Origin of the sequence: Candidatus Symbiopectobacterium sp., from assembly GCF_020054415.1 — a bacterium.
Taxonomy (GTDB): domain Bacteria; phylum Pseudomonadota; class Gammaproteobacteria; order Enterobacterales; family Enterobacteriaceae; genus Symbiopectobacterium.
In genome coordinates this window covers 1-5,312 of record NZ_JAHWCO010000108.1, presented here as the reverse complement: position 1 = coordinate 5,312, position 5,312 = coordinate 1, and the positions used below count along the sequence as shown (strand labels likewise).

Here is a 5,312-nt window from a genome sequence, read left to right as displayed (position 1 = left end):
TTCCATGCCAGTTTTGGTTGAAAATGCTTGTCATCTCAGGTGTACACTTTTCTCATGAGGCCTAACTGCATGATTTTACGTTGCGAGGATCTGTCGTTTCACTGGGCTGCCAGCATAAAATCTATTTATTCAACAAAGCCGATACAAACAGGAAGCGCTCGCGTTTGGCAAACTGGTGATGACGCCAGCCTCAGCGGCGTTGCGTAGCCTGTTTTTTGCCACCAATGCGTTGAAAAAGCAGGCGGGAGCGTCTGCTGAACCGCGTGAAATACACCGTGTCGGTGTGCTCGGTGGTGGATTGATGGGCGGCGGCATCGCCTGTGTCACTGCCCAGCGCGCGCAGCTTCCGGTGCGCATCAAGGATATTAACGAAGAAGGTATCAACCACACGCTGCGTTACAGTTGGGAATTGCTGAGTAAACGCGTGCAGCGCAAACGTATGAAACCGGCGGAACGCCAGCGCATGATGACGTTTGTCTCGGGCAGCACCGATTATCACGGTTTTGAATATGCCGATATCGTTGTCGATGCGGTGTTTGAGGATCTGGCGCTCAAGCAGAGCATGGTGGCAGATATTGAACAGTACGCGCACCAGGAAACCCTGTTCGCATCCAACACTTCTTCCTTGCCCATACATCAGATCGCCGAACGGGCGCAGCGCCCTGAGCAGGTCATCGGTCTACACTATTTCAGCCCGGTAGACAAAATGCCGTTGGTGGAAGTCATTCCCCATTCAGGGACCAGCCCTGAAACCATCGCCACCACGGTAGCATTTGCCCGCCAGCAGGGGAAAACCGCCATTGTGGTGGCCGATAAAGCCGGATTTTATGTTAATCGTATCTGGCTCCCTATATCAACGAGGCTGCCTATTGTCTGTTGGAGGGCGAGCCGGTAGAAACAGTGGATGCTGCGCTGGTGCGCTTTGGCTTCCCTGTTGGCCCGTTAACCCTGCTCGATGAAGTTGGCATTGATGTGGCGACCAAGATAGTGCCAATACTGGTGACCGCTTGGGGTGAGCGGTTTCAGGCACCAGCCACTTTCGAGGCCATTTTGCAGGATGGTCGTAAAGGGCGTAAGAGCGTCAAGGGCTTTTACCGTTATGGCGTACAGCGCCGTTTTTGGCGCACACCGCGCGAGGTGGACAGCGCTATCTACCCCTTGCTGTGCGTAACGCCAAAAGCTCATCTTTATCCTGCGTTGATGGCGCAACGCTGTGTGATGATGATGCTAAACGAGGCGGCGCGCTGTCTGGATGAAGGCGTTATCCAATGCGCACGTGACGGTGATATCGGTGCTGTATTTGGCATTGGCTTTCCACCGTTCTTGGGAGGGCCGTTCCACTACATGGATCATTTGGGTATTGATGCAGTGGTCAAAACGTTGGAAACGTTCGAGCATCAGTATGGACCCCGTTTTGCACCGTGTCAGCGCCTGTTGAACATGCAGGAAAATGCGGCGCGTTTTCATCCTTAATCTTTCCCCCTTCCGACATCAGCCGGAAGGGCATCAATTGATGGTCACCGCCACGCTCACTGTATCTTTGTAGCTTCCGGCCGGTTTATTGGCCTGGCTTGCGTTGATGCGTGCAGTAAAAGGGATGGTTTGTGTCGCCCCAGAGCCGGTGTACGCGTAGCTGTTGCTTTCGGTCCATGCGCTGTTGTCGGCTCTATCAAGTTGATATTGCAGATAGTAATTGGTACCGGAAACGCTGGCGGTCATCCGACGCCAATTGGCATCGTCAGGGTGCGTGCTGGTTAACGTTACGCTGTAAGCACCATCTTTAGTGTAACGCACGCCCAAACTGCTGTTGATAGCCGTGAATGCGGAGGGAAAGGCTGCGCTGCCAAACTCGATATTGTTGGTATTGCTAATCTGACAATCGTTGGTGACGGTCAGCGTTAGCGTGATGTTGGAAGTCGGTGTGCCGGAATAGTACAGGCAAAGATCGAATGCACCAATATCGCAAACGCGATAGTCCCAGTTAAGGGCGATGACATCGGTATAAGTGCCGGCAGAAAGCACGGCACCGGTGCTTGTTGTTATCCACAGCGGCAAGGTGTTGTTTGGACCGGTAAACAACCCTAATAGCCCCAAGAGCGTCTGACTACTCCAGGTATATGAGCCAGTAACGGCGAGTATGTTGCTACAGCTTTGGTCGACGCAAAGCGTATAGGGCAGAACGTCGCAATGACGCGGTTGGTGCCTGCCAGTGACAGCGTGGGCGCGTCGCAGTTAAAACCGGTACTTGCTTGAGAGGTCTGCGATGAACCGTTAAGCGCGATCGAGCTGGCACTGCCCAGTGAAGATGAGGTGCTGGGCACACGACACTGCGCCCATGTTATTGGCGCATAACTGAAACCGAGCAGCACAAGTGAGAAAAACAGGAAAAGTATACGCATCTTTTATCCTTGGTTATCGGATTGGCATGTCAGCGGGCCAACCCGTGCCGGCATGGATTGCTGCTCTGGCAGTGAAAATTGTACGTGACAACGGCACCCATCTTCCTGAGTAAACGACAGGCGGTTGTGAATACCTAAATAGGCAAAGTAGACCAAACCGTCATAGCCACTGATGGTGGTGTTGCCGCTGGTTTCATCGGTAATCCAGGTGCCGACGCGCAGCGCTTCACCACTGCTGTTTCGTAGCGCGATATTGGCTGAACGCACCTTTTTAATGGCAAACGAGGCCAACGTGCCGCTGCCTTCCTTCACGGCTAACCGGGTTTCAACGCCCGAGATGTCTACGTCAGGGGGTAAAGCGAGCGGATCGATTTCCACCTTCGCCGGGTAGTGTGAGGTTACCCATGGGATCAGCAACCGTCCTTGCTGGTTGGTATAGCCAACTAACTAATTTTCGTAGCGCACTGGCACGTCGGCATAGCCTTGCGTATCGAACACGATAAAGGCGTCATTGATACGGTTGCTGGGGAATAGGCTACCATCCAGATATATTACCGAGCCGCTCATTTCTCCCCAGTGCGTTTGGCTTCCCTCGTTACCATAGATCCCCCCCTGTATCTGGTTATACGGACCGCGCCAACTGAGCGTCCCTTGATGATAAGGATCATTGCCTGCACTGTAGGCTAGGTTCCAGCCAAAACCACCATCGAGGGGAAGGGTGCGCGTCACACCCAGTGTCGTGAGGTTCTCTCCCTAGTTGTTACGTTGCATGCTGGTATTGAACGTATCGCTGCTACCAAAGGGGATAATCACCTGAATCTGTGCGCTGTAACCGCGATCGCCCAGCGTTTTATTGGCCGCCAGATAGAGCGTACTGTTGCCCCAGAGTTGCCGCGTATAGGAAAGATTCACTAACTCAGTGCGCGGATCGTTAAATGGGGTAATAGCGAAATAGCACATCACGACGGTGCCGTTTGCCTGGCCAAATAGCATGCTGCTCAGGGTGGCTTGCAGGCTCTCCTTGCTCATGTTCCCCGGTGTAGCGTAAGTGCTGAGATCCTGATAGCGCAACGTGCGGCGCTGATGCTGAACGTTAAACCCTACGGTATTGCCATAGTAGGAGTAGCCAAAGACGTATTGTTGTCCGCGTCCGTCCCGTTCACTGTGACTGTAGGCCGTGCTGAGCGTACCCCTGCGCCCCACGGCCATGTCTGCACCAGCGCCGAGCTGGGAGAGGTCACGCACTGTTTCAGCATGTCCGGAGAGCGTCAGGTTCTGTGTGAGGCCATAGCTATAGAAGCCGCTGAATGCAGGATCTGATGCATAGCGATCCTGCACCAGCCCGTAGGTTTGGCGCAGTACGCCAATGGAGAGGTCGAAATCGCTAAGTCCCTGACGCAGTAGTGTGTTGTATACATAAAACGGCATACTGGTAGCAATCTGTCGCCCTTGTGCATCGTTGGTAATGATTGTCGCCTCACCTGCACCGTTGAGATAGGGCGTATTCGTCAGGGTGAACGGGCCGGAGTTGAGCGCCATACTGCTGGTTTTAAAGCCGTTGATAAACAGATCCAGCGTGCTGGGTACCGCAGCAGAGCCCGCATATTGCAACATGGGATAGGTGACGATATCCGGTCGCAGATTGAAATTACGTCCCATGCGCAGACCCTCCATACGTGCTGATTGGCTCCAGGTCAGCGAGTTGCTGATGAGATCGCCAAACTGGTAGCTGACCATCCGCTCACTGTCGCTGTAGCGCCAATAGGTATCGTAGCGACGATAGTGGCTGCCATCGTCGGTGTAGGGGCTTTTTATCACCCACAGCCCCGAGTTGGACAAGGTGCCGTAGTTGCTGAAAAGGCGCTGCTTCATCAGCGCGTTCATCGTGTCGCCCTGCTGTGGCGGCGAAGTATAAAACAGGTTGTAATTAAACAGCAGGCCGGTGCTGCTGCGTACAGACAGGCGCGGTGTGCCGCTGCCATCACCCGCGTTGAGCTGCTGCTGTGGTAGCCACTCTGTCGGTATTGTCAGTTGGAGCTGCTGTACCTGGCTGTCATAGAACACCGTCACATCGGGCAGCGTGTTGATCTCTATCTGTCCTGTGGCACTGGCGGGCAGTTTTATGTGCCTGCGGGCGAGCTCGCTGGCGTCCGCAACGTAGCGATCACCATTGACACTAACGGGGACGACCAGATTATCGCTGTACCCGTTTACCGCCAGCGTCAGGTAATAAAGGGCTTGTTGCTGAGCGTGGGGAGCCGTAGGCGGGGGCGGTAAGCTGCCGAATTCCTCGGCGGCAAACACGGTTGATGCGCACAGCATAACGCCCCCAGCAAACAGAAATATGCTTTTGCTAACATGCTGTGCTAAATGCTTTAACCTTCCTGACATCAGGCTTAGCCGCGAGTGATAACGACAGGGTCAGGAGCATCCGTTAAATGGGTATACAGAATGGTATTTGCGCCGGTGGTCGCCGCTGATGCCGGAAGCGGCCAGCGCATTTACTGGCCCGGCAGAACATACCCTAAAAATCCCTCACTGATGATGGTACGCGGCCCTTTTCCTTGCGGCGAGGTGGACCAAAACACATTATTCAGGCGGGCATGCGTTTGGCCTTCATTAAGTACATAGAGGTAGTGCTTTCCGTCGACCGGGGCAATGCGCCAGTGCAGTAGCAAGGGAGTCGCTACAGTATTAGGCTGGCTTTGTTGAATAATAGTGAGTCATGCTGTTTTGCCAAGCCAGTTTTGGTAGAAAATGCTTGTCCCCTCAGGTGGCTTTGTTGAATAAATCAGAACTTGTAACGACTGCGCCCCATACGGGTCGATTGTTACGTGATGCGAATACTGTTCGGCATTCCTAATAGCGTGATCCGGTTAAGCGCTTTGACCATGGCCATGGCTTCACCCACCT

The 5,312-nt window shown here is 53.8% G+C and carries 3 protein-coding genes and 3 pseudogenes; 1 reads left to right on the top strand and 5 read right to left on the bottom strand.

What is annotated here, in order from left to right; all coding sequences use genetic code 11:
* Window positions 1-136: 136 nt before the first annotated feature.
* Window positions 137-1,473: pseudogene (locus QZ506_RS03405) on the top strand (3-hydroxyacyl-CoA dehydrogenase NAD-binding domain-containing protein); the annotation flags it as partial.
* A gap of 33 nt (window positions 1,474-1,506) precedes the next feature.
* Here the strand turns inward: QZ506_RS03405 and QZ506_RS03400 are convergent.
* From QZ506_RS03400 to QZ506_RS03380, 5 genes and pseudogenes are all read right to left on the bottom strand, one after another.
* The gene (locus QZ506_RS03400) at window positions 1,507-2,139 is read right to left on the bottom strand and encodes a spore coat protein U domain-containing protein (RefSeq protein ID WP_291969069.1); all 633 of its coding nucleotides are present in this window, start codon (window positions 2,137-2,139) and stop codon (window positions 1,507-1,509) included.
* 263 nt (window positions 2,140-2,402) lie between these two features.
* Window positions 2,403-2,816 (bottom strand): FimD/PapC C-terminal domain-containing protein, encoded by a 414-nt coding sequence (locus QZ506_RS03395; RefSeq protein ID WP_291969067.1) that lies wholly within the window; start codon window positions 2,814-2,816, stop codon window positions 2,403-2,405.
* Window positions 2,817-2,846: 30 nt separating this feature from the next.
* A pseudogene (locus tag QZ506_RS03390) lies at window positions 2,847-4,271 on the bottom strand (fimbria/pilus outer membrane usher protein).
* Between the two features lie 629 nt (window positions 4,272-4,900).
* Window positions 4,901-5,077, bottom strand: coding sequence for a hypothetical protein (locus tag QZ506_RS03385; protein ID WP_291969065.1), 177 nt, complete (start codon window positions 5,075-5,077; stop codon window positions 4,901-4,903).
* 152 nt (window positions 5,078-5,229) lie between these two features.
* Window positions 5,230-5,312, bottom strand: a pseudogene (locus QZ506_RS03380) (lipoprotein); the annotation flags it as partial.